Annotated in this window: 17 protein-coding genes and 1 pseudogene; 9 read left to right on the top strand and 9 right to left on the bottom strand. The window is 56.1% G+C overall.

Annotation, left to right across the window (positions count from 1 at the left end; genetic code table 11):
• Nucleotides 1–83 precede the first annotated feature (83 nt).
• The 6 genes and pseudogenes from QOL82_RS28085 to QOL82_RS28060 form a co-directional block, all read right to left on the bottom strand.
• Nucleotides 84–491, bottom strand: coding sequence for a hypothetical protein (locus QOL82_RS28085; RefSeq protein ID WP_283445627.1), 408 nt, complete (start codon nt 489–491; stop codon nt 84–86).
• 158 nt (nt 492–649) lie between these two features.
• On the bottom strand, nt 650–1,672 hold the full coding sequence (locus QOL82_RS28080; RefSeq protein WP_283445626.1) for a matrixin family metalloprotease: 1,023 nt from the start codon (nt 1,670–1,672) through the stop codon (nt 650–652).
• A gap of 152 nt (nt 1,673–1,824) precedes the next feature.
• On the bottom strand, nt 1,825–2,946 hold the full coding sequence (locus QOL82_RS28075) for a trypsin-like serine peptidase (RefSeq protein WP_283445625.1): 1,122 nt from the start codon (nt 2,944–2,946) through the stop codon (nt 1,825–1,827).
• A 15-nt stretch (nt 2,947–2,961) separates the two neighbouring features.
• Nucleotides 2,962–6,000, bottom strand: a complete 3,039-nt coding sequence (locus QOL82_RS28070) for a S8 family serine peptidase (protein ID WP_283445624.1) — start codon at nt 5,998–6,000, stop codon at nt 2,962–2,964.
• A 244-nt stretch (nt 6,001–6,244) separates the two neighbouring features.
• Nucleotides 6,245–7,738: a hypothetical protein gene (locus QOL82_RS28065; RefSeq protein WP_283445623.1), complete on the bottom strand. Its 1,494-nt coding sequence runs from the start codon at nt 7,736–7,738 to the stop codon at nt 6,245–6,247.
• A gap of 825 nt (nt 7,739–8,563) precedes the next feature.
• Nucleotides 8,564–8,770, bottom strand: a pseudogene (locus QOL82_RS28060) (transposase); the annotation flags it as partial.
• 157 nt (nt 8,771–8,927) lie between these two features.
• On the opposite strand from QOL82_RS28060, the gene QOL82_RS28055 reads away from it, so the two are divergent.
• Nucleotides 8,928–9,362: a hypothetical protein gene (locus QOL82_RS28055; RefSeq protein ID WP_283445622.1), complete on the top strand. Its 435-nt coding sequence runs from the start codon at nt 8,928–8,930 to the stop codon at nt 9,360–9,362.
• A 28-nt stretch (nt 9,363–9,390) separates the two neighbouring features.
• Here the strand turns inward: QOL82_RS28055 and QOL82_RS28050 are convergent, their stop codons facing one another.
• Nucleotides 9,391–13,554 carry a hypothetical protein gene (locus QOL82_RS28050; protein ID WP_283445621.1) on the bottom strand — a complete coding sequence of 1,388 codons (4,164 nt, stop codon included), beginning with the start codon at nt 13,552–13,554 and terminating at the stop codon, nt 9,391–9,393.
• Nucleotides 13,555–14,720: 1,166 nt separating this feature from the next.
• Between QOL82_RS28050 and QOL82_RS28045 the strand changes: the two genes are divergently transcribed.
• Nucleotides 14,721–15,332, top strand: a complete 612-nt coding sequence (locus tag QOL82_RS28045) for a protein-methionine-sulfoxide reductase heme-binding subunit MsrQ (RefSeq protein WP_283445620.1) — start codon at nt 14,721–14,723, stop codon at nt 15,330–15,332.
• 60 nt (nt 15,333–15,392) lie between these two features.
• Here the strand turns inward: QOL82_RS28045 and QOL82_RS28040 are convergent, their stop codons facing one another.
• Both QOL82_RS28040 and QOL82_RS28035 read right to left on the bottom strand, forming a co-directional pair.
• Nucleotides 15,393–16,790 carry a heavy metal sensor histidine kinase gene (locus tag QOL82_RS28040; protein ID WP_283445619.1) on the bottom strand — a complete coding sequence of 466 codons (1,398 nt, stop codon included), beginning with the start codon at nt 16,788–16,790 and terminating at the stop codon, nt 15,393–15,395.
• Nucleotides 16,787–17,461, bottom strand: a complete 675-nt coding sequence (locus tag QOL82_RS28035) for a heavy metal response regulator transcription factor (RefSeq protein ID WP_283445618.1) — start codon at nt 17,459–17,461, stop codon at nt 16,787–16,789. The genes QOL82_RS28040 and QOL82_RS28035 overlap by 4 nt, the downstream gene beginning before the upstream one ends.
• A gap of 241 nt (nt 17,462–17,702) precedes the next feature.
• Here QOL82_RS28035 and QOL82_RS28030 point away from each other — a divergent pair, with 241 nt between their 5' ends.
• From QOL82_RS28030 to sorB, 7 genes are all read left to right on the top strand, one after another.
• Nucleotides 17,703–18,143 carry a DUF305 domain-containing protein gene (locus QOL82_RS28030; RefSeq protein ID WP_283445617.1) on the top strand — a complete coding sequence of 147 codons (441 nt, stop codon included), beginning with the start codon at nt 17,703–17,705 and terminating at the stop codon, nt 18,141–18,143.
• Between the two features lie 55 nt (nt 18,144–18,198).
• Nucleotides 18,199–19,647 carry a YncE family protein gene (locus QOL82_RS28025; protein ID WP_283445616.1) on the top strand — a complete coding sequence of 483 codons (1,449 nt, stop codon included), beginning with the start codon at nt 18,199–18,201 and terminating at the stop codon, nt 19,645–19,647.
• A 51-nt stretch (nt 19,648–19,698) separates the two neighbouring features.
• Nucleotides 19,699–20,292 carry a nuclear transport factor 2 family protein gene (locus QOL82_RS28020; RefSeq protein WP_283445615.1) on the top strand — a complete coding sequence of 198 codons (594 nt, stop codon included), beginning with the start codon at nt 19,699–19,701 and terminating at the stop codon, nt 20,290–20,292.
• A gap of 65 nt (nt 20,293–20,357) precedes the next feature.
• Nucleotides 20,358–20,864 (top strand): RNA polymerase sigma factor, encoded by a 507-nt coding sequence (locus QOL82_RS28015; protein ID WP_283445614.1) that lies wholly within the window; start codon nt 20,358–20,360, stop codon nt 20,862–20,864.
• Nucleotides 20,861–21,658 carry an anti-sigma factor family protein gene (locus QOL82_RS28010; protein ID WP_283445613.1) on the top strand — a complete coding sequence of 266 codons (798 nt, stop codon included), beginning with the start codon at nt 20,861–20,863 and terminating at the stop codon, nt 21,656–21,658. The genes QOL82_RS28015 and QOL82_RS28010 overlap by 4 nt, the downstream gene beginning before the upstream one ends.
• Before the next feature lie 94 nt (nt 21,659–21,752).
• Nucleotides 21,753–22,997, top strand: a complete 1,245-nt coding sequence (gene sorA / locus QOL82_RS28005; RefSeq protein ID WP_283445612.1) for a SorA family sulfite dehydrogenase catalytic subunit — start codon at nt 21,753–21,755, stop codon at nt 22,995–22,997.
• Between the two features lie 9 nt (nt 22,998–23,006).
• A partial coding sequence (sorB, locus tag QOL82_RS28000) for a SorB family sulfite dehydrogenase c-type cytochrome subunit (RefSeq protein WP_488158814.1) occupies nt 23,007–23,449 on the top strand: 443 nt, incomplete at its 3' end.

Genomic DNA, 23,449 nt, shown 5'->3' with positions numbered 1-23,449 from the left:
ATTGGTTCTGTCATGAGGTGTCCACTTAAGATAGGTGGACACGATCATCCCTAATATGCCGCGCCTGTCACAAGGTGAGTTCGCTAGGCGCTTACGACGAGGTCTGCATCCGCAAGTGAACGTTGTATATCTATCCATGTCTTTGCGGCCAGCTCGGCGCTTGCGAATCGGGCGCATATTTTCGTTTCACCCTCGATCCCGATTCGCGTTTCTGAAATTTCGGCAACTTGGCCTTTGCCGCTCATGTTGCGGAGCATCTTGCGGAAGTCGGCAAGCACCTTGCGACCTCTGTCCGATACGCCCTCGCCGCGAGATAGAACGTAAAGCGCAAAACTCCGGAGCTCGAGGACAGCCCCAGGCGGATCGACCCCGGAGCCTTCACCAGCCGTAAGAGCCGTCACGGCGAGCATTTCAACGACATTCTCCATGCCGTTGGGCCGGCGACTGTCAGCCAAGTATGTAAGCTGCCATGAATAGGTGAGTTTTGCCAATGTCGCCGACTGGCAAATGGAAACGTGCAGAGACGTTGTCAAAGGGAGAACGACTGCCAAAAAAAGTTGAGCTCTCACTTCCCTTCATCCTCTGGTAACGCTCCTTCGACAGTCGGTCCGCCTCGGTCGAAGAGGCTAGACTGGCAGCGTTTCGTCGATTACTTTTTGCATTTTTGGGGATCGACAGCGACTCCTCCAGTTGCCCTGTACAAGCATGCAATTCCGATCTTGTCCTGATCGGTCAGAGTCAGTGACCAGTCACCTTTACCACTGCATTGGGGGTAATGCATCACCGACATAGCATCGTAGTCGGTCACGCCTCTCCAATCATTGTCCTCGAAACAAGTGCCTGCCTCCGCACGAGTGTGTTCGTGACGCGCGCCTAATACGTGTCCTAGTTCGTGACGAAGAACCCCGGTCAATGAAAGCTTTCCACCGGCGGGAAAGTCGAACGACGAATTATCGATGAGCAAATTGCGCGCAACTCGTGGTTCGTTTGGAAAGAATGCTCGCGCGAAATAGTAACCTAAATTAACCGGCCTCACGTCGAAGATGACTGTCTTTGAAGAAGCATTGCACATTGCGTCCTGCGCAGTCACGTGGACGAACTTGATATCGGCAGCTTGTTCCCATGCTTTCGTTGCATCAGCCATAGCAGCTACAACCGTATGGTAACGGTCTCCGAACCCGCCAGATGCGGCCGCAGCATTGCTGACACAGTACGTTAGATTCTTCTTTTCCTTGGCGTTCCAAAGGACGTCTACGCCGTTTACTTGCATAACGGCAAACTCAGGCTGGACGCCCCGCGACTTGGACACGATGTTCTGTTTGTAGAATTGTTTAAGTTCCTTGCGGGTGCGAACGGGTGTATCTCCATTTACGATGTATTTCCCGTTGGGGAAAGGCTCTTTGGTAACTGACTTCCTAAAGGCCCAGAACGTCTTGTTTTGCTCCCTCTGCTTTTCGATCAGCGCGTCGGAAGTGCTTCGCAAGAAAAGCCTCGCCTCGCTAGGTGTGAAGGGGGGCTTCTTTTCCTGCGCGGCGACGCTCGAATTTAAAAGCATTGTGATCGGCATCAGGACAAACGTGGCAAGCGCGCGGTGAGTTCTTGGACGAAATCTCTGAAGCGATTTGGATGAGACACGAATTTGAATCACGTTAACTCCTTTTTTGCTCGGCATGACGACCCTTCAACTGCTACGGATACTGGAACGGCCATGCTACGGAGGTGCTACTGACAACCGACTTGCTGCCGATGCGTGTGCGAGCTCGGATTGAGCATCCTAAACGCACGGCCGCGTCCGCTATGCAACATCCATAGTCCACCACCGTTCTAGAGACCAAATCTCTTCTTGATGCCGCTTATCTGCACTGCCCTGTTCTCCGCGTTCCACTTGGTCGCCTTCGCAACGAATCCCCAGTGGTGGAGGCCTATCACTTTCAGGTCTTTGCGCCTCAACACTGGCGATCCGGAACTTCCTTCCATCGTGTCGCACGAGTGGCCGAAATCACTCTCCGTTTTAACCCCGGGTGCCGGCATCGTTGCCACGACGCAGTCCGTGCGTGAAACAAACTTCTGAAGACCTGCCGGGTGTTGGACTACCACGGCCGCCTCAGGTACGGTGGGGCCGCCATCTGGACTAAACTGGAGCACACCCCAGCGCTGTCCTGGTGATCCCGCCACTTCAATAAGCGCCGCATCTAAGTCGGGGTCCTTGTCGACAAGTCGCAGACACTTTTGCCTTTCCTGCCCCAACGGCATATCCGGTTTGTCGAAACCGAATATCACATCGGCAGACTTACATAGTTTGTGGGTATTGATACAGTGATAATTGGTAAGCATTTGACTTTCGCTTACCATAAAGCCGGTACAGGCGGCAGGGCCTTTACTTGTTACGAATGATATTTTGGCCACGGCACGGCCAGCTTCAAAAATCTCGGGCTGGTTTACCTTGATGTACTCGATGTCCTCCAGATCGAACTCCCTAACAATGTTGAGCGTCGGCCTGGAGAGCGGAACATTTGAAGCCACAGCTGTGACTACGGCTTGGAAATCAGCGGTCGCCTGCTCCGGTACTTGGCCCAACACTTCAACTTTGGCCGCGGCGCCCTTCAGCAACGGGGACCACACCCAACCTTCTTCTGCCAGTTGTTCGCCGGAGTATCGGGCAACTTCGTTACTGCCAGCATCCCGTATCACGACGAAAACGCCTAAAGGAACACTTGATCCGCCAAGGTAGTCCAGCCGCAACTTGATGGTTCGAGCGGTTGGGAGTCCCGATACGATCACTGAGGTGCTTCCGTTCTTGCCAGACAACGAAATCTTCTGCGCGACTTGCTGTACGTTGCCGAGTATGGCTGGCGCGCGGCCTTCCTGCGAGGGCTGAGCAAAGGCGAGGCAATTAAGAGTGCCCATCGCGACGATGGCGTATGCAAACAATACTCTATAGCACATCACAACCTCCTCGGCCTATCGACTCACCATGGGAGCTACAAACCGCTCGATACGCGACGCCTGAAACCGGCGTGTCTTCCATCCCGAAGGGCCGGGAGGGGCGTCATCCCATACCTCGAGGTTGAGCGCTCCTGACTTTAGAAATAAGCGCACATCCTTAGAAAGCGGTGCGTCCCGATTCTCCGGTGATCGCTTATAGAAGATCGTGAACTCATTCGGATTGCTTCCGCTAGAGCGCAGGCCTCGAAGATGTTTGGTATTAATTTCTGCTTCGTAACCCCCGAACGCCGCCTCGAATCGGAGAACCGCTTGTTCGGGGAGAATGCGTTTCACCCGATAAGTGCCTCTCGCGTCGTTCAGTTGTAACATCCCCTCGCCGTCGGGCGCCAATGTGCACTTCGAGTCAATTCTGCCGCCAAAAATGGCAATCGCATCTGGGTCGGCAGCGCCCGCTGGCGGCGGTACTGGATAAGAACAGGTGATGAGACGTTCCTTAACATCTCCTGGGGTCGCATTCGGCTTGAGAGAGCGCAGGATGGAGGCAATTGCAGCGACTTGGGGGGCCGCCTGGGAGGTGCCGCTAAGCAGGCCAAGATAGTTGCCATTGATCGGGCTGAGGACATCAACCCCCGGTGCCGCGACGTGGACCCGATTTCCATAATTGCTCCCCCCGTCAGCGCCTGTGAGCAGCGCTGCGCCTTGAGCGCTGCCGTCCAATGCCGCAACAGAAATGACGTTCGGCAGATCGAAACAGGCCGGCCTGAGGTCGCAGATGTCTGTGAAGTCGTCGCTGTCGTTTCCGGCAGCAACGACGAACAAGGTATGGTACCCGTCGCTTCGGATCACGTTGAGAAGCGGGTCGCCGGAAGGACGTGCGCCGATACCGCCGGGGCCCCTTGCACCTATGCGTTCTCGTTCGTAATATATGCTGAGATTGACGACATCGAGACCGTACAACGGGATGGCCGCGTTAAGCATATTTCTCAAGAGCTTGGCAAGCTCTAGATTGGACACTTGTACCTGCTGACCGATGGTGGTTGTATTAATTCGTCCAGCAAAAAGGGTTGCAAAGGGATTTAGTCCCCATGATTCATTTCCGATTTGCCCAACCATCAATCCCGCGACATGCGTTCCGTGACTCCCAGTGACCTCGCGGTACGGCTTCAACCATTTGCATGGCGTGTGACCCAAGCCCATCGGAGCCGAAGCGGGGACATTGGTGTCAACTGGCTTCAGTCGGCCCTTCAGCTTCAGATGGTTGAAAGCACAATGGTCCAAGTCCAGATCGGTGTCAATGATCCCGACTCGCCCGGGTCTTTCTATCGCGATTGCCGGGTAGTGCGGTAGGGTCAGGTAGGGAAAGAAGATGCCGTTCAGCAGTCTTTTCTGGTAAATCGCCAAATCGCTCGGATCCATCTCACAAGCATTTGCCTCATTTCCCTTGCAACGAGCCTGTGACCCCGCCACCGGCGCCGGTGCCGGTGCCGGCGCTTGGTTAGGAACGACGCGAGTTGATCCCGACGCAGTTGGACCGAGCGACTTAAGTACCGCGTCTAAGTTCGTGGGTGTGCCGGAAGAATTTCGTGGCAGCAGGATTCGATATTCGGCTTCTTTCGGCCGCTCTGGTTTCCCGATTGTTGCCACATCGTTTGCTTGCAACACCAACGTGCCGTTCCCTTGCCGCGAATCCACTTTGACTTCCACTAATTGCCCCGCGACCTTTTCCGAGGCAGTCGAGATGTCTATGCCAAACACAGAATAGGAGGCCTTCGGGAGAAGAATGGCACCCGAATAAGCACGCGTAAGCCTATCCTTCTGATTCCGGTTCATTCCGATTATGAGTTGCCTGCACTCGTCATCGAATCGATCGCAGGATCCAAATTCATTAGTAACAATTGCGCCAATGTCCTCGCCCGAGCGTTTCTGGTACACGATCCAGCCTTGCTGTTTCTCGACCCGGACGCTCGGTAACCACAAGGACGTGGGCGGTGCGACGGACCAATTGCCGCTAGAAGGTTTCAAATTGCCGCTCGGCCGTTCGGCGTCGAGTAGTGCGTCCCGCATGGAGGTTCCCGACTTCCTCTCTTGCGCATTGACTTGCTGTCTTTCTCGCCAGCAAACATTCGGGTTTAGGTCGCAAACGAGACTGTCCAGCTCGATTGGGAATGGAGACCCATAAAACAAGCCATTGGATCGGAATACTTCTTCAATGGTGCTGAATCGATCCACTGGGTAGGACTTGAGAGGAAGCCGGCCTTCACTATGGAGGGTCAAATACAGGCGCTTGAAGTCTGAGGCAATTTCGGAGGGCTTGCTACCAACGGTATGAAAGTCAATGATGGGGGGCCGGATTGTCGCAAGGCTCCGAACTAAGGAACTCGCCAAACCAATCGAGTACATTGGCGAGGCTTGGTTGAGTTGATCGGTGAAGGTAGAGCCAAGATGGAGACCAAGAATTGCCAAGTCCTTGGTGGAAAACAGGAGGGCACCACTGCTTCCCGGTGTGGTATCGCAATCGTGAAGAATCAAACCGTCGGTTGTTGTTCCGCGCACTGAACATCCCTGAGCAGCTGTCAACTCGCTGCGGGTATTCATGCTCAATATGAACGCACTTTCGCCTTGAATAGGAATCCGGAGTAACAGTCTCGCCGCATTGAATTTTCGAGACGGGACACCTTCAACTTCTAGGACGGCATAGTTCCGCTGCTTGTCGATTTCGGCGGCGGGCGTCAGCACTCGGAATTCCTCACGGTCCGATCCCAAACCGAAAAATGTTGTCAGGCTTTCGGCGCCCTCCACGCAATGCGCAGCCGTAAGGATGTGACGGTCGGAGATGATTGCAGTGGTACAGGTTGCTTCGGAGCCACTAGGCAACTTCGCAACTAAGACTCCGACCGACTGACCGGCTTGCCGCACCGGGTCGTTAGTTCGCAACAGAGCAACAGGAACTGTATCGTCCTGGTCAATTACAAGAGCATGACTCGGGCCTCCCATCAGCGCGAGAATTCCAAGTACAAGAATTTGGGCAACTACAAATTCTAGGATCGGGCGCATATCGCTCTCCGCTTACTTTCGACAAAACATTGCAGGTCTGCAATCCTGGCGCGATATGTCGTCTCAGGGAATTGCAGCTCTATCGAATTGATCGCAACAATCGTGGGTTGCTTAAGGACGGGACTTCGCTGTTGTGCTGCAGCGAAGCTGTGCGGTTCTACAGTAAGCAGGCAAGAAAGCAAGAAGGCACTAGCCGCGGCGCGAGCACTTCCTGCATAGATGGGACGGGTGGTCACTTAAAGGCCTAACCGATGACGGGGAACGGGATTGGCAGGTCCGCTGCGCGGTAGGAGTCATTGGCTGCGATCTGAGCTTTGAGGAGCGCAATGTGCGCTGTGATCGCCGCCACCTCGGCAGCGGCATCTCCAGGCGTAGCTGCCTGTTTGGCCAGCGCTGCGTCGTATGAGACCTGGGCCGCTTTGACCCCGTCGTCTGCAAGCGTGACCGCATTTAGCGCGTCTCGCTTCGTCTTGGCATCGGCGCTAGCCTTTGTGGCTGCAGCGGCCGCCACCTTCTCCCGCTCGACGGGATCAAGTTTTTCCTTCACGGCGGTTTTTAGGGAGGGTGCCACCTTTTCTGCCGCAGGCGCAAAGAAGGCCGCGACGTTGTTGCCAGGCCGAGTTTCCACGATGGTAGAGGTCAGGAGAAATCTCCCTGCGAGGACCGGCTCCTTCCCTCCTGCAAGCACCTTCAGACACTTAACCAACCCGTCATCGTCCTTCCTCAAAGACTGGCCAGTTGAGTCGACGCACATCTTCGCCCAGAAATCGTCAGCCCTTTGCTTTTCCAGACGGGCGCTCGCAATCGACTCGCCGTAGAGGTACTCGCGCTTCGCAAGCGCGAGATCGGGTGGGCACCGTTCGTCCCATTGCTGTTGTCCAGCAAGTCTTGGTCGGTTCGCTGATTCGAGCGCCGCGCAGTAAGTCTTCAGCAGCCCTGCGACTCCGGGAACATCGTCCGGTACAGTGGGCCTCGGCGGAGGCGCTGTCCAATCTGTAATCGCGGTCTTGAGCGTGACGGCGTTCGCCTGACGCTTCTTGATGACCGGCGCGAAATCCTCCGATATTGGCTTTGTGACATACCACCCTCGAATGCCGCCTAGTTCTGTCGCAGCGCAATAGGTTGTCTGCGGTACCTGCGGGCAGGCCACCTTGGAAAACGGCTTCTCCAAACCTTCATATTTGAAATCCGCACTGGCGAAAGCCTGGGAGCCAAACGGATCGGCAAACGTTATCGTGAATTGATAGTTGCGGCGGGATGACCCAAATAGTCCGTCTTTGGATGCAAAGCGTCCTAAGTACAACGCCTGAGGTCGTAAGCCGAGCATCTTGCCGTCGTCAGAGAGCACCGGCGCGACCTCAAAATAGAGCTCCAGCGTGCCCGACTTCACGCGCACGTAAGGATCACCCCGCTTCTGGTGAGCCCCGCTTCCGGCCCATACGCGGAACTTCGCCGCGATAATATCCGGCAACGATTCACCAGGCTCTACCGGCTCGGGTTGATAGTCCCCAGTTTCGAATTCGCCGCGCACGAGGACCACACAACCGACTTGGCTATTGAAAGTCGTCTCACCCGAGATACCGACCTCGTAGAACTCCTTCATGACGGGTTCTGGAGACGGAACCTGGAAGTCCTTGTCTTTTGCCGCCTCCGTTAGCGCGTTGACCCCCTTGTCCACAACAGCGTCAACGAGAGGAGAAACAACCGCAGAAACAAGTGCCGCAACTAGTGGCGCCATTTGTGCAGGGCCATCAAACACATTAGGGCCGGTCGAAGGGCAACTTGGAAAGGTGTAAAGCCGCGTCTCCGACATGGTTGCCTCTGCCGCCGCGCTACTAGGTAACCAGAGTACCGTAAGAGCTAAGAGTACATATGCAGATACGAGTCGCAGTCTTCCCGCCATATTTACCTCCCCATCCATAGTTATCTGCTTAACTGGTGTGAGCGTAATGGCCTGTGCGCTCGGGTGACGGCAAAAGCTTGACGATTTTATCAAATTCACGCGATGTGCAAATTTTAAATAGAAACCAGGCCATCGAGTTGCAGGGCAGGCCAGCCGAGTTGACGGTTGAGCAGAACATACAGCCTGTTGGCTGCAACCTTGAGGTACAGGCTTGAGACGAGATGCCACAGGTCACAGGCGTGATTGCGCTCGATCTTAAAGCATTCACACAGATGCCCAATAATCGTTGCCACTAGGCGACGCGCGCGGGCTGCGCAGCAGCGTGAGCAGGTCAGACCAAAAAATTCTTAGTCTCTAAGATTGAAGTGGATGATGATTTGGAGATCGCCGAGCAAACTGAAATCTGATCGGTAGTAAATTCCCGGGAGCAAAAAACGCCTGTTTGCTAGGCTGCCAGGAAGCGAGTACTGACAGCCGTCGGGTTTCGCTGAAAAGTAGACTTTGACGTGATTTGACCGACTGACTGCTTTGGGTCGATTTTTCCCGTTCAGGCTAGGGCGACAACCGGCCAGTTGCAGTCGGCCGATTTGGGGCAAACCGATGCGGTAGCAGTGCCAGAAAGCTACCGTTCGGCCCGAATGTTTGGGCGGCGACGCGTGTTGTCAGGTTGAACCACTGCTGCATGGAGTGGATGCGAAGCATCACTACGATGGGGAAAGGCAGACGGCCGCACCGACCCTCAGGCATTTACGGCAAGACCTGCGCGATGAGCTTCGTCCACGGCACCACGTGTTCCACCGCGCTCAAAAACTCGCGCCGGCGCGCTCGCTTCGTCGACCGGCACAGCCCCACGCTCAGTCGCTTCATGTCCGGCATCGTCTCAGAGGAACGACACGATCAAGAACCCTTGCGACGCGCAATTGCAGAGCCTGCGGAGGCTACACAGGGCAAGAGAGCGAGTGCGGCGGGAATCTCCCAGCGCTATAATTGAGCGTGCGTGGATAGACAGCGCAAGGAGGCATTTATGGATCTGACTGTGATGGCCCAAGCGGCGACTGCGATTCTTGGTCCGTGTCTCCCCTATCTGCTTAAGCTTGGCGACAAAGCGGCTGAAGAGGGGGCGAAGAAGATTGGGGCTGACGCTTGGGGTCTGGCTAAGTCGCTTTGGTCAAAACTGTCGCCAAAGCTGAACGAGAGCCCTACCGCCAACGAAGCCGTAGCTGACGCAGCAGCTGCGCCTGAAGATCAGGACTTGCAGGCGGCACTACGAGTTCAAATTCGTAAACTACTCGCGCGCGATGAGTCACTCGCCTCCGAACTGGCAGCGTTCTTGGCCGAACATCAGCCGACAGGCGGCAACAATGTCTTGGTTTCCGGCGAACGTGCGATTGGTATCGGCGGAAACATGACGGGCAGTTCAGCTTCCACCGGCGACGCTGTCGAGCGGCGCCAGCCATAGCGACGTTAAGTGTGTCTCGCGCTCTAAATCAGGGCCACCAAGCGTTCACCCTTGTCATTTCACCAAAAACCTTTGCGGCTACGGTACTGCTGAGGCGTTGGGAAAGCTTAGGAACGAACAAGCCTATCGTCTGGTAGCAAGCGCTCCGACTCTCGGATTCCGTTAGAGCCAGATTTGCTGCAAACAGCGCAGCGAGTTCGTCGTTTGAGAACTGCGTGGGAGACAGCTTCAATATTTCGTAATTGATATCTGCGCGATCGTAGAACTCTGGGGCAGCCAAGCAAACCGTCTTAGCTTCATTGAGTATGGTGGCAACCGTCTCTTGACCAAGTGCCTCGATAAGTCGAACTCGCGACCCTACGCGTAACGTAGGTGAGGTTATTGCATCGGTGAGCTTAAGCGCGTCAGTCGATTGACGCAACTCGTGCATTCTTTCAACTATCGCCGCCAAAACCTTGTCGCGCTGTTGCTCAAAATAGTCATTGCCGCGGACCGCTTTGGCAAGTTCGATTGCAGTATCGAAATGTGATGCGTTGAGGAACTTCACCATACCCAACAGCGCGTCAACTCGTCGACCCTCTGATATGGTGGGTTGCAACTCAAAAGCATCTTCGAAACATTCGAGTCGTGCAAGCGCAATGACCAAATGTGGAAGTAGCTGATCTTCCTCGGTGGATATCGCTCGCTCGCGAAGCTCAAAGGTGGAACGTCTATCAAGGACCGTGCACAACACGTCCAAGGAATACAATTTGTCGTCCGGAGTCTCGCGTACGATCTCCATGCACATACGACTTCGAAAATCACCTTCGAGAAACTGCGCAGCTTTTGGAAAGGCGTACTTCTGATCACTTGAATCCAGTAGTTGGAGTTCAGTTGCAAGCTCTGCAGCCAACGCGCTCTGGGATTTAAATTCACAATATGGGAATATGTCACTGATCAATCCGACCCGTGGCCATCCTGGAACATCACGCGCAACTCTAAGTGCCTCTTCTATGCGAATTGCTCTCCGCTCGATGGCTCCTGTCTTCACCAGCGTCAGTAGCCAAGCCACCTCATAGGCTGCGTTCGTCGTTGGAATATTGCTGTAGGCTGCTTGGAGAATACTCTCTTCTTCCGTTGATAGAACTCGAATCACCGCAGCCGCGAATTTGCACAGAAGGCCGGCGCGGGAATAATACGGGCGCACCTTTCCCAACATTGCAGCCGCGGTCTTGATGCAACCTACGCGGTCAGCACCTTCCAAATGGGGAAGTAGCTGCGTAAGCGCCCAGATACAGTCACTCTCGTCCCGGCCTCGTCTGGCCGCGTTGAATGCGAGTTCCACAATGTCCAATGAATGGTGTGATGAAAGCGCACCAAGAATTCGATCTATCTTGTGGGAATCGTCCAACTGTTCTACAACTTGAATACAGGCCAAGACTACATCTCGGCTCTCCCGTGGGAGCTTTAGCGAAATCTGCGATAAGCCCCGCGCCCTGGTGTACTGATCAGAGAACTTGTCGACAGCGTCGATCAATTCATCAATTTTGTCATCCGGTAATATTGAAATGAAGTCGCCTAGGCTATCTTGCTCTATCATCCCGTCCAATAGACTATTGGACAAATAATCCATTCCCAACAATTGTCTTCGCGCTAACAGTGAAAATGACAACATACTGCCCAAGACCTTTGCGGCGGAGAATCCCCACAAATCACCCGATAACTGGACAAGTTCTGATTCGAACTCGGGATTCTCTCTTGCGATGCGGGCTATCCTACTTGCTCTATCGCCACCCCCGTCTTTGAAAAGGCTTGGAAGAACCATACTCTCGAAGAGCTTTCTCTTCTTATCTCCTGCCACAATCAGCAACTCTTCGGCCGCAAACTTTCCAAGGAAGTCATTATTCACGCATAGCTCATAGCATTTCTCAACCAACGGCTCGATGTCCGGTAACAGTGAATTCCTCTCAAGAGAGTCGTAATCTTCATCCTGGCGAACCATCCGCAGCGCAATCGCAAGCAAATGGGAACCTTCATATAGTTCAAGTTGATCCAGCAGGTCGCTATATTCCTTTGCCTTCTCCCGCATTGGCAACGCTCGAATCGCAAGCAACCTGACTTCGACCCGTGAACGGAGAGTTCGATAGTCGGCAAACGCCGCCGCAAGACTTTCCCCACCTGACCCGCTAGCAGTAGCCGCAAAAGACATTATCTCCCGAGCCAAATTGGGCCGGATGGACAGCCTGCATAACTGTGCCAGCGCGCTAAGGCAATCTTCAGACCCTTCAATGCCCGTGATCGCATTGAAGCAGAGTTCGAGTTCACCTTCATTCCAGTCAACGTCCTTCTCCGACAGGATATCGATCCAAAGAGTTGATTCGAAGTGGCTCTTTGGATTTCCGCTTACATGCGAAATCGCAGTGATCATGGCTCTGATGCATTGAAGACGAATACGCTCGCTAGCACGCTGAATCAAAGGAAAATAGGCACGAGCTCGTGACTCACCATCCTCACATTGCTCGGCGTGCGAGATGGCTCGCTCTAGAGTCCACGCCTTGCTATCGATAGCGAAGGCAATGCACTTCCAGGGTAGATTCGAAGCTATGGTGTTCAGCGATGACCTAGTGAGACCATAGCGGACAGAAGTCGCTATTGCGTCAGTACTGATCACGTCGTCGGACGCCATATCATTCACTGCAATACTTCGTGCAAATGACAACTGGCTTATATACTGATCCAGATCATTTTGACTCGACTTAAACTCATACCATAAATTGTTCGCTTCTGAACTTAAGAGAAGTAGTTCATGAAGCTCTTTAGCCCTTCCGGCTTCTGCCAGGTGATACGGTAGGTGCTTTGCACCATAGCGAGCGATTTCCTCACCAGGCTTATCTCGGAGTCGAGGCAGGGCTGAATCCAGCCCACCCCAATTGGTTAGGCAGCAAGTGGCGATATGACCGCTCATCTGCGAAGCCTCGTCCGATAGCTCGCCGGCAAATGCTTCTTCTTGCTCCATCAGATCTTCGCTAGCACTAAAGCGGCCTAGAACGAAATCTCGGATGCTGCCGTGATATAGGCTGAACGCTACTTCCCTACCGGCTTTGCGTGTTATAAATGGAGACCAGTCTTGCTGAAGGGTCCGACGCAAATCGCTACTATCTTCGATTCCCATGAATCGGCAAGCCAGTGCGAGCGACACATCGTCCTGAACAACGGCAAGGGTGACCAGTACTCTTCGGCCGTATTTTTCCCAGGCAAGACTATTTCTTTGCGCCCAAGACCCAAAGAAGTCTGCAAAGTATCTCCTGAGTCCGGATGGCAGGTTTTCAATGTCATTTGGAAGACGTGCGTCGTTTTCAATCTCTCTTAACACAAAATCGACGTAGACCCAGATTCCCTCACTTTTCGAAAGAAGTGTGTTTACGAAGGAGTGGGTCGGGATTGCATTGTTTTCCAACTTTGGGGCCAACTGCAGACTGATAGCTCTGCCGATCAGGTAGGTTCGCAGGTCCTCAATATTGTCCGGCGCATCCGCTTTGATAGAGAAAATCCGCCTGGCGCCAGTAATATTCAAGGATACTTCTTGCGGCCTCTTTGTGCATATAACATATACACCACGAGGAAGGTTTCTTGGCAGGCCGAAAACATTTCTAGATGCCGGGTGCGACGCTTCGTCGAGTGCGTCAATGACGATAACAATCTTCTCCTTCGGTAGAAGTTCGTCGCGCCTTGCAGCAGCTCTACCAATTAGGCTCTGGAGAACATCAGGGCCGAGAGATCCGAGCGGTACATAATTTTCACTGTCGTCGAGTAGTTTCCATACCAGTGCTAGCTGTGCCGCAATGTTTCTAACTCCAGCCAGCTCACCCTCACTTCCAGGAAAGGTCTCCACGAAGTGATGGAGATAGCTTCTGGACTTCACGAGATGCGCGGCCATTGTTGTCTTTCCTAAGCCGCCCTTCGCCTCTAAGATAAAGTACCCTCGATCAGATTCTGAAAAGAATGCGTCTACGGCGTCTTCGATCTGCTGGCGTGGCACATATCGATCAAGATGTACACGATCAAATATTGGTTGTGGATCGATATAAAACTGCGCAATGTCGACGTATTCCCCGCGGAACACCTTGGCCCGATCCCCAGTTATGAGGACGCTAGCGATGACGCTGCCGCCTACGGCTATGCTTCGAGGGCCACTTGCGATTGTTGAAGACATGAGAGCTCCTTTAATCAGCTTGCTAGCTAGCCTAGGTTCGGAATGAACAAGGCACCGACCCACATGCCCAGGCCCTGAAATTTGATTCTTCGTCCAAAATTGCTATGAGCTTAGCAGCCTGTCAGCATGAATTACTGTCGGTCGGCTGGCAAGGCCTCTTCTGCTGGTCGGTATAAGGGCTGAGAGACGGCATCGCGGTTGTATGTTCTCGGCGGCGAACGTTCGCTCGAGGGCGGTACTGCTTGGACGCCCAGTTGGAGCAAACTACCAACTTGCTGCGAGACACCGGGCGTTCGCCCGGACAGATCATCGTCGATTTGGGCTACTGAGGTGTGGATGCTGAAAACCTGGCGTGCGGATCATCCACCGGCGCAAGTACAAGTCGCTCGGCGAAAACGAACGACGGCTGCTCAGGCCTAGGCAAGCTTCAGTAGGGTCGCGACTTGCCGTCGCTGCTCGTCAGATCGGATGACAGCTTTTCGGCGTCCGAACCAGCGCGACGAATGGCAGCAGTGGGTCGAATCCGGTCCTCGCACACAGGCGGGAGTCGGCCATGAGCAGGCGTTCAACAGATTGCCGCAAAAGCCTGCTTTAAATTGCAAAGCCGTCATTCGAATGGTTGTTGATTTCCATCGCGGCCCCCCATGTTTTTTTCGTTCCGCCCTCCTTGACGCTTGCCCAGGTGTCCATCGGTCATGGCTTTGGCTTGGCAAGGTGATTCACACTAGGAGGAAAACGATTGGGCTACCTTCGGCGCAAAGCGATACGCCGTTCTACGTACTTCAACAGCGAAATCGAAGTACCGGATGGTTTTATTGCTTCGCGGCATGCAAGTTTACTGTTTCCAAACCTAGCCGCGTGCGCCACTTGGCTACAGCTTTCTCCCTGAATGGAAAATAACATTCTTGTAATCGATCAGTCACGATGTCGTCCTCACGGCGACGCTACTGTTGAATCATTTCTCATCGCTGAAAAGGGTTGAATGCCAATGTTCGGACCCCGATTCCGGCACGGTCTTATGTAGAAGAAATGCTTTTGGATCAGGAAAGGCGTCCACCAGCACTGCCCGGCCTGAAAATGTTCAACGGCTGGCACGACGTCGCCTCGCTCACATGGGCATGATTTCGAAAAAGCATTTTCGACCACATTCACTCACAGGAAACGCGATGTTCAATCCGACCGCGAAACAATTCAAGACCATCAAGGCCGGTCTGTTCGTACTGGCACTGCTGCCATTCCTGCGATTGGTGGTGTCAGCCTTTACAGACCAGCTCGGCGCCAATCCGGTTGAGTTCATCACCCGAAATACCGGTGACTGGACGTTGTATTTTCTTTGTATCACTCTGGCAGTGACACCGCTGCGACGGTTGACGAACTGGGTCTGGTTGGTGAAATTGCGTCGCATGCAAGGCCTGTACGTATTTTTCTACGCAGCGCTCCATTTCACGACCTTTCTCTGGTTCGATCACGCATTCGATATAACTGAAATGTGGAAGGATGTTTTGAAGAGGCCGTTTATCACCGTCGGCTTCATCGCCTTCGTGCTTCTCATCCCGCTGGCGGCGACGAGCACCAATGCGATCATCAAAAAGCTCGGCGCAAAGAACTGGCAGAGGCTGCACCGTCTGGTCTACCTGATTGCATCGCTCGGCATTCTTCACTTCTGGTGGATGAAAGCAGGCAAGCATGATTTCGAACAGCCGCTGATCTTTGGCGCAATTGTGGCAACGATGCTGATAATGCGGTTGGTCTGGCGTCTGAAAGCGCAGGTCAAATAGCATAGCGCTTTGGTCTTGACTGCGCGCTGACGCGCCTGTCAGTGAGGCTGCGGCGGACTTTCAAATCAGCGGCGCGGAAGGAAACGTCAGCGTGAAGCGGGTTTTCCCGTTGACGCTCGCAGCGCTGCTCTGGCCATGGTGCAAAGACATGATCGTGCGCACAATCGACAGGCCAAGACCGCTTGCATTAGCGGAGCCGCGGCGCGCCGCGTCGGCCCGATAGAATCGGTCGAACAGGCGCGGCAGCTGAGTTTCAGGGATGGCAGGCCCCGTGTTTTCTACCAACAGTTGGACCCCCATGCTGTTCTCGACGCTGGCCAACGCGATCGTCGAGCCCGCGTCGGCATACTGGATGGCGTTGGCAATCAGGTTGGCGAGTGCCCGGCGCAGCAAGATCGGGTCCGCCCACACCGTGCCATGACCATCGAGCACGAATTGCAAATTGCGTTCGTCGGCAAGCCCTTCAAAGTAGTCCGCCATGCGGTCGAATTCGCTGGCCACATCCAGTTGGACCCGTTCGATGGTGGCTTCCGGATGCTCGGAGCGAGCGAGGAACAGCATGTTGTCCATCATTCGTGATAGTCGCTGGAACTCTTCGAAGTTGGACGCGAGCAGCGTTTCGTAATAGTCCACGCTGCGCTTTTGTCCCAGCGCGACTTCGGTCTGCCCAAGCAGGTTGCTGATTGGCGTGCGCATGTCGTGCGCCATGTCGGCAGAAAGTTGACTCATCTGCGAGAAGCCGGCCGACAGCCTGCCTAGCATGGCATTGAACGCGCGTATCAGCGGCGACAGCTCACTTGGCGTCGTGGCCTCGTCGATGCGCGCGCCCAGGTTTGCCATGCCAATCGAGTCCGTCTGGCGCGCCAACTGCCGTAGCGGTTTAAGCCCGATGCGCACCAGGATGAATGCGGCAAATGCCGCGAGTGCAGCCCCGATTGCCACCAGCAAGACAATGCGGTCGCGGTAGGCGTGCAGCAGCCGCGTGCGTTCACTCATGAGCCTGCCAGCGATGATCTCGAGATTTTGCTGCGGATCCGCGGTTTGCGTGGTAGCGGCGACCGCAATGAATGGAACGCCCTGCGCATCCACCGTGTGCTGCACGGCCGACAGCGCCAGTCGTGTCTCTGCTGCCAGTGGCATCACCTGCGGGATAGGCACCTGTCCGGGGTTGACTTCGATCAGCGGCGCCTGTCCGGCGAAGCGCAGCACAAGCAGCGATTCGGGGTTGCCCAGCATGTTCTCGAACAGGCGCGGCTTTTCACGGACCAGCTCCATCGTGTTGGCATCCTGTAGCAGCGTGCGGATCTGGTCGACGCGCGTGACGAGAGCAGCATCGTCGCGCAGCGACAACTGGGTTTCCAGTTCCCGATACAGGTCGGTTCCGACCGTGCCGAGCACCGCAACGGACAGGATGGCGAAAAGCAGGACCAGACGGCTGGTGAGCGAAGGCCGCGTCACTCTTCGAGCTCGCAGCGGTAGCCGACACCGCGCACCGTATGGATCAGGCCGGGGCCATCGAAGGGTTCGTCAATTTTCTGCCGCAGCCGTCTGACCGCAACATCAACGACGTTGGTGTCGCTGTCAAAGTTCATGTCCCAGACACGCGAGGCGATCAGAGTGCGCGACAAGACCTGGCCTTGGTTCGTCATGAAGAACTGCAGCAGCGCGAACTCCTTGTTCGTGAGCGTTATGCGCGTGCCGCCACGGACTACCTTGCGTTTCAGGACATCGATCTGCAGGTCGCCGACGACAAGCAATTCCTCCTGGCGTGACGGTCCGCGGCGCATCAGCGTGCGCAGCCGTGCAAGCAGTTCGGCAAAAGAAAAAGGCTTGACCAGATAGTCGTCCGCGCCAAGATCGAGACCCTTGATTCGGTCCTGCAGTTCGCCGCGCGCGGTCAGGAACAGCACTGGCATGTCACCGTGTTCACGCAGCTTCTGCAAGACCTGCCAGCCATCCATCTGCGGCATCATCACGTCGAGTACGATGGCATCGTAATCAAATTGTTGTGCCAGGTGCAGGCCGTCGACGCCGTTGCGTGCAAGGTCGACGACGTAGCCCGATTCTGTCAGCCCGTTCTGCAGATAGTCTCCAGCCTTGGGTTCATCTTCCACAACCAGGATGCGCACATCGTTCTCCAATAAAAATACTTGCCAGCTCTTGCGTGGACATATACCACGAGCCGGCCGGGCTGGAAAATGACCAGCGGATGACAGCTTTGTCAGAAACTGCGTGCAGCAATACGTACGGCAAGCATTTATGACAGCTTTGTAATGATCCCGTCACTGTTTAGTTTCACCTCAGGCGATAAGGTGTAACCCCGTGCTCGACCTGGCCCGGCATGGTTTCTAACTACATTCAAGGAAGCGCATGCGCCGACTACACTGTCATTTTGCGAATTGCCTGGCAATTGCCAGTCTGGCTCTGGCTCTGGCTGCGGCCAGCAATGCCCTTGCTGCCGAACCGGTCACGAATGGGCACCATCATGGCAACGGCGCCGCAACGGCACCGCCATCGTACGTGGCCAGTAGTGCCAAGCCTTACGCCGCACTGGTGGATGACGCAATGCATATCATGAACGAAGGCATGACCCGCGCGCCGATGACTGGCGATGCGGACCATGATTTTGCGGCCATGATGATTCCCCACCACCAGGGCGCGGTCGATATGGCCAAGGCCGAACTCCTCTATGGCACCAACCCGGTGCTGCGGCGCCTGGCCCAGGAAATCATCGTCACGCAGGGTCAGGAAATCCAGGTCATGCAGCTGGAATTGAAGAAACAGCCGGCCGGCCCGCCGGTCCAACCCTGACCAACTTCCGTAGCAGATTTTTTAACACGTATTGCCCATCCACAAGGACACCGCCATGAATCTGAACCGCCTTTCCCTTTCGCTACTGGCCTTGTTGCCAGCACTCGCAAGCCCGGCCTTCGCAGGCCAGGCGCCAGGCGCTGCCAGCGCGCCCGACATTGCCATCAGTTCCAAGGACCGTGTCTACCTGAGCGACCAGTCGTCCAATACGGTGTCCGTGGTGGACCCGGCGACCGAAAAATTGCTGGGCGTGATCCGCCTCGGCGATCAGACACCGGGCAACCTCAGTCCGCTGTACAAGGGGCAACTACTGGTCCACGGCATGGGTTTTTCACCGGACCACAAGACACTCGATGTGGTCTCGATCGGCTCTAATTCGGTGACCTTCATCGACACCGCAAGCAACAAGGTCAAGCACACCACCTATGTCGGCAGGTCGCCGCATGAGGCGTTCTTCACGCCCGACGGCAAGGAAGTGTGGGTCACTATCCGCGGGGAAGACTACATCCAGGTACTCGACGGCGCTACCTACGAACCGACGAAGCGCATCAAGGTGCCGAACGGGCCGGGCATGACCATTTTTTCGCCGGATGGCAAGTATGGGTACGTCGTATCGAGCTTTACGCCCGAGATGGTGGTCATCGACACCAAGACTCACAAGATTGCGGCAACCGTCAAGCAAGGGTCGCCATTCAGCCCCGATTTGGCCGCGACGCCTGACGGCAAGCAAGTCTGGATCACCTTGAAGGATGTGGGCAAGACTCAGGTCATCAACGCACGTCCGCCGTTCGAGACGATCGCCACGCTGGATTCCGGCGCCATCACCAACCATGTCAACATTGCGCGCAATGCGCAGGGGCAGTTCGCTTACGTCACGGTCGGTGGCCTGAACGCGGTCAAGGTCTATACGACGACCGACCATCCGGAATTGGTCGCCACGATTCCGACCGGCGAGATGCCGCACGGCCTGTGGCCTTCGGGTGATGGCACGCGCATGTATGTCGGACTCGAAAATGGCAATGCGCTTGCGGCCATCGACACGGCTACCAACAAGGTGCTCTCGACCATCCCGACCGGACAGTCGCCGCAGGGCATGGTCTATATCCCGAACGCGGTCCCGAGCGGTACGGGTACGGATAACCTGACGCCGCTGGGTTCGGCTGGCGACGCGGTGCATCTGACGCTTGCGCCGGCGGGCGCCGCCGGTATTGCCACGACCGTGGTGGTCAACAACCAGGGACTGGTCGATATCCTGCAGGCGGGTGTGACCGGCGTCGAGCCGAAGAAGGCCTATTTTCTGGCGCTGTCGAACAATGCAGACGGATCGGGGCCACTCGACCCTGTCGCCAAATTCATGGGTAACCCTGCCGGTGCCGCGATCGTCGGCGCTATCGGTCCGCTTCGAAAGTCGGTCGAAGGCACCAGCGGCAACCCGAAACGGTATCTGGTCATTGCGCCGGTGGTGGACGACAAGCCAGGTACACCGATCCAGATCCAGCGCTGAGAGAGCGGCGCATGGCGACCTGGTTCAGTTGCCATGCACCGAAACCGCAGCATGCCGCCCGCCGTGCATCACGCATGCGAGCGGCTTTTTTATGGGCGGGTTTACGGCCTCAAGAAATACTTGAGTGGAAGTGGAATAAAGCGCGCCGGCAAGCGTTTACGTGTGGGCAAGCGCAATAAAACGAACCTGCCAATCGACATCCTTATGGAGCCTTACATGAAAATGATCCTGACCGCACTGACCCTCTCCCTCATCACGATGGGCAGCGCGCTGGCCAGTCCTGCGACCGACGCAGCACAGATGCACTTCGCCGCAGTCGGCGCCAATGACGTCGCATTGCTCATGCGGGGCTACAGCGACAATGCGCAGTTGACCTGGGTGGGCGGCCCGCTGGACGGCACCTACACGGGCGCTGACGCGATTCAGGGCACATGGGTCAAATTCGGCAAGGCAGTCGGACCCCTGAAGGTCACGGTCAGCAATCTGGAAGAGTCCGCCAACCCCAAGGGATCGACGGTGTCGGCAAACGTGCAGTTCGAAAGCAAGATGCCGATCAAGGTGCGCTACCTGCTGACCTATCGTGACGGCAAGCTCGTCAATGAAACCTGGCAGATCGACCCCAAGCTGACCGTCGCAAGTTATTGATAGCGTTCGTCGACGACGCATACAACGACGACGCCATACAATCGAGGATTCGCCGGTGACCATGCATGCACGACAATAGCGCCGACCTGATTGCCTGCATTCCCCGCCTGCGCCGTTACGCGCGCGCGCTCGTGGGCACACGCGGCGGCGCTGATGACCTGGTGCAGGATACGATGGAGCGTGGCTGGAGCAAGCTGTCGTCGTGGCGTCGTGGCAGCGACATGCGGGCATGGTTGTTCGGCATCATGCACAACCTGTATGTCGACCAGCTGCGCAAGCCGGCGCTCGCTACGGATACTTTTGACGACGACACGCCGGTGCCCCCGGTGCGCGCCACACAAGCCGATGGCCTGAAGATACGTGACATGGAAGCGGCACTGGAGTTGCTGCCGCCGGAGCAACGCGAGATTCTGCTCCTGGTGGCGCTCGAAGAAATGACGTACGACGAAGTCGCGGCGTCGCTGCGCATACCGCTGGGCACAGTCATGTCGCGCCTGTCTCGCGCTCGCGAAAAACTGCGTGCATCCATGGAAGGCCGCATCATCGTATCCCCCTTGAAAGTCGTGAAATGAGTCAGGCACCCGTGACTGAGAGCGAATTGCATGCCTATGTAGATGGGCTGGTGCCGGAAACACGCCGTGGCGAAATCGAAGCTTATCTTGCGGCACATCCGCATGAAGCAGGCCGGGTTGCGGCGTATCGGGCGCAAAATGTCGCGCTGCGTGCGCTGTATGATCCGGTGCTTGACGAGCCAGTGCCATCGCGCCTGACAGCGGCGCCACGCGCCACGTCCTTGCATCTGCAGCGCTACGCGGCGGGGTTGGTCATTGCCTTCGCCAGCGGCGCGGCGGGATGGTTCCTGCATGGCGTCGGCGATCAGGGCGCATCACTGGCCCAGGCAGTGCGGGCAGGCGGCGCGCCGCAGCAATCAGCGTCGCTGGCACACCAGGCCGCCATTGCACATGTGGTCTACAGCCCGGACGTGCGACATCCGGTCGAAGTCGGCGCCGATCAGGAAACGCATCTGGTGACCTGGCTGTCGAAGCGGCTCGGCACGCCTATCCGTCCACCAAAGCTGGGCAAGCTCGGATATGAACTCATAGGCGGCCGGCTGTTGCCAGGGCAGAGCGGGCCGGTCGCGCAGTTCATGTACCAGGATCCCGGCCAGCAGCGACTGACTCTGTACGTTTCTACCGAGCAATCCCACAACAAGGATACCAGCTTCAGATTTTCCGAACAGGGGCAGGTCAACGTGTTCTACTGGATCGACGGGAAATTCGGCTATGCTCTTTCAGGCACCATCGATAAAGCGATTTTGGCCGGTGTCGCCGCCGCAGTATATGAACAGCTGGACAAGCCACCATGACTGCCATAAGCAAATACTGGCGCTTGATTTGAAGGTCTGCTCCTGCAACCTGGCCGCACTTGGCCACTGATCGTCATATAAAAAAGAGGAAGACATGTCTGAGATAAATGGCAAGTACCGATCAACGGTTTCCCGTCGCCTGTTTCTCCAGCGCGCCGGTGCATTTGGATTGGCGGCAACGCCGCTGGCAGGCCTGGCCGCAGCGGCAGTGGAGGAGGGCGTGACCTTCGCCGACGGCCCGCGTGAGCTGGTGACCTATCCGCAGAAGCGGCCGCTGATACGTGTCCACACCCGGCCGCCGCATCTGGAGACGCCATTCGAGGTCTATAACGGCGGCGCGATCACGCCGAATGACGCCTTCTTCGTGCGCTACCACCTGGCCAACATCCCGTTGTCGATCGATCCCGAGACCTATCGCCTCGAAGTCAAGGGTACAGTGTCCAAGCCGCTCAGCCTGTCGCTGTCGGACCTGAAAAAAATGGGTCAGCATGAAGTCGTGGCGGTGAACCAGTGCTCCGGCAACAGCCGCGCATTTTCTTCGCCGCGCGTCTTCGGCGCGCAACTCGCCAATGGCGCCATGGGCAACGCGCGCTGGGTCGGCGTGCCCTTGAAAACGGTACTTGAAAAAGCCGGCATCAGCGCCAGCGCAAAGCAGGTTGTCTTCAACGGCCTTGACCAACCAGTGCTTCCAAGTACCTCCGACTTTCGCAAGGCGCTCGATGTCGAGCATGCGCTGAGCGGTGAACCCATCCTGGCCTGGTCCATGAACGGCAAGGACATTCCGTTCCTGAATGGCTATCCGCTCAAGCTCATTGTCCCCGGTTACTTCGGCACCTACTGGGTCAAGCACCTGTCGGACATCGAGGTGATCGATCAGGCTTATACCGGACATGACGCGTTATTCATGACGACCGCCTACCGCGTCCCCGACAACGACTGCATGTGTGTTGCTCCCGGCACCGCACCGGCGAAGACACGGCCAATTTCGACGCTTGCTGTACGCAGCTTCATTACCAGCGTTGTCAATGGCGGCGTGCTGACTGCCGGTCGTACGGTAGAACTGAAGGGGATCGCTTTTGACGGCGGCACAGGCATCAAGGCCGTCGATGTTTCTATTGACGGCGGCAAGACATGGCGCACTGCGAGACTTGGCCAGGACCTCGGACGCTACTCTTTCCGTGAATGGAGTCTGCCGATGTCGTTCAAGCAAAAAGGCACCGCTGTGCTGATGGTCCGTGCCAGCAACCGCCACGGTGACGTGCAGCCGGATACGGCGACATGGAATCCTGCCGGCTATCGCCGCAATGTCATCGAAACCACGAACGTCGTCATCGCCTGAGGACAGACCATGCACAAACATCTAAAGCACACCGCAATGCTTGTGGTCGTCTTCGGCATCGTCGGACTGGCCCAGGCTGCCCCGCTTGCCATCACGCTGCCGCCTGAAACGGCGAAGCTGCGGGAATCCACGTTGCCTGGCCATCTGATCGCTACCCAGAAATGCGCGACCTGCCACTCGGCAGATTACATCAGTTACCAGCCGCCGGGCATGACGCTACAGCAGTGGACAGCCGAAGTCGGCAAGATGCAGCATGTCTACGGTGCTCCCTTGACCGATGATGAAGTGAAGAAAGTTGGCGCCTATCTTGCGGTCGCCTATGGCAGCGCTAAGGAAGGCGAATTGCTGGTAGAACTCAAGGCGCCGGCTGCACCGACGGCGGCCTCTGACAAAGGCGATGCCACGGCGCTGTTGAATGCCAATGGCTGTCTTGCGTGCCACGGAATAGACAA

The organism is Noviherbaspirillum suwonense, from assembly GCF_900182955.1.
Classification (GTDB): Bacteria; Pseudomonadota; Gammaproteobacteria; order Burkholderiales; family Burkholderiaceae_D; genus Noviherbaspirillum_A; species Noviherbaspirillum_A suwonense.
The sequence above is the reverse complement of the archived record's forward strand: the minus strand, read 5'-3'. Positions and strand labels throughout refer to the sequence as shown.

What these genes read in the sequence shown, in the direction of transcription:
- QOL82_RS28065 (WP_283445623.1), bottom strand. Translation starts at nt 7,738, where the DNA reads ATGGCGCCACTAGTTGCGGCACTTGTTTCTGCGGTTGTTTCTCCTCTC.
- QOL82_RS28020 (WP_283445615.1), top strand. Translation starts at nt 19,699, where the DNA reads ATGCCGCCCGCCGTGCATCACGCATGCGAGCGGCTTTTTTATGGGCGG.
- QOL82_RS28075 (WP_283445625.1), bottom strand. Translation starts at nt 2,946, where the DNA reads ATGTGCTATAGAGTATTGTTTGCATACGCCATCGTCGCGATGGGCACT.
- QOL82_RS28025 (WP_283445616.1), top strand. Translation starts at nt 18,199, where the DNA reads ATGAATCTGAACCGCCTTTCCCTTTCGCTACTGGCCTTGTTGCCAGCA.
- QOL82_RS28010 (WP_283445613.1), top strand. Translation starts at nt 20,861, where the DNA reads ATGAGTCAGGCACCCGTGACTGAGAGCGAATTGCATGCCTATGTAGAT.
- QOL82_RS28070 (WP_283445624.1), bottom strand. Translation starts at nt 6,000, where the DNA reads ATGCGCCCGATCCTAGAATTTGTAGTTGCCCAAATTCTTGTACTTGGA.
- QOL82_RS28050 (WP_283445621.1), bottom strand. Translation starts at nt 13,554, where the DNA reads ATGTCTTCAACAATCGCAAGTGGCCCTCGAAGCATAGCCGTAGGCGGC.
- sorA (WP_283445612.1), top strand. Translation starts at nt 21,753, where the DNA reads ATGTCTGAGATAAATGGCAAGTACCGATCAACGGTTTCCCGTCGCCTG.
- QOL82_RS28045 (WP_283445620.1), top strand. Translation starts at nt 14,721, where the DNA reads ATGTTCAATCCGACCGCGAAACAATTCAAGACCATCAAGGCCGGTCTG.
- QOL82_RS28030 (WP_283445617.1), top strand. Translation starts at nt 17,703, where the DNA reads ATGCGCCGACTACACTGTCATTTTGCGAATTGCCTGGCAATTGCCAGT.
- QOL82_RS28015 (WP_283445614.1), top strand. Translation starts at nt 20,358, where the DNA reads ATGCACGACAATAGCGCCGACCTGATTGCCTGCATTCCCCGCCTGCGC.
- QOL82_RS28055 (WP_283445622.1), top strand. Translation starts at nt 8,928, where the DNA reads ATGGATCTGACTGTGATGGCCCAAGCGGCGACTGCGATTCTTGGTCCG.
- QOL82_RS28080 (WP_283445626.1), bottom strand. Translation starts at nt 1,672, where the DNA reads ATGCCGAGCAAAAAAGGAGTTAACGTGATTCAAATTCGTGTCTCATCC.